Raw genomic sequence first — 445 nt, forward strand, 5'->3', positions numbered from 1 at the left:
GCCTGCGCAGGCCCTGAATCACCGCCAAATCGCCCCAATCCGAGCCACGCATCGGATTCACCTTCGGCGGATACTTGCGCCCGCGCTCCCGTTGCCATGCGCCCGTAAAGCCATGCACGAATTCAGCAGAGCCCAAGATCGCGCCATCGGTAAAATATCGAACCCGGCAGCGCAGCATCACCGACTTTGGAAGTTGCCCGTTCCCTTCATCCAACACTTTCAAGGCACGCTCACGCGTCATATCAGACAGTCCAGCCCCCGCAGCATGCTTGCCAAAGATCAATAGACGATGTGCCTGCAAAGCGGACTGAACCTGCTTCGCTCCATGGTCGCTCCAGACATGGACCAATCCAGCCTGCGCCGCTTTCACACCCACCACCGCTTCCGCATAACCACAGAAGCGGTAATCCTTCGGATCCTCCACAATGCCAGCACGCACAGGATT

The 445-nt window shown here is 58.4% G+C and carries 1 pseudogene; it reads right to left on the reverse strand.

Annotated elements, in window-relative coordinates:
* Positions 1-445: pseudogene (locus QEH52_RS20205) on the reverse strand (transposase); the annotation flags it as partial.

Origin of the sequence: Thalassobacterium maritimum (genome assembly GCF_031127805.1) — a bacterium.
GTDB lineage: Bacteria > Verrucomicrobiota > Verrucomicrobiia > Opitutales > Coraliomargaritaceae > Thalassobacterium > Thalassobacterium maritimum.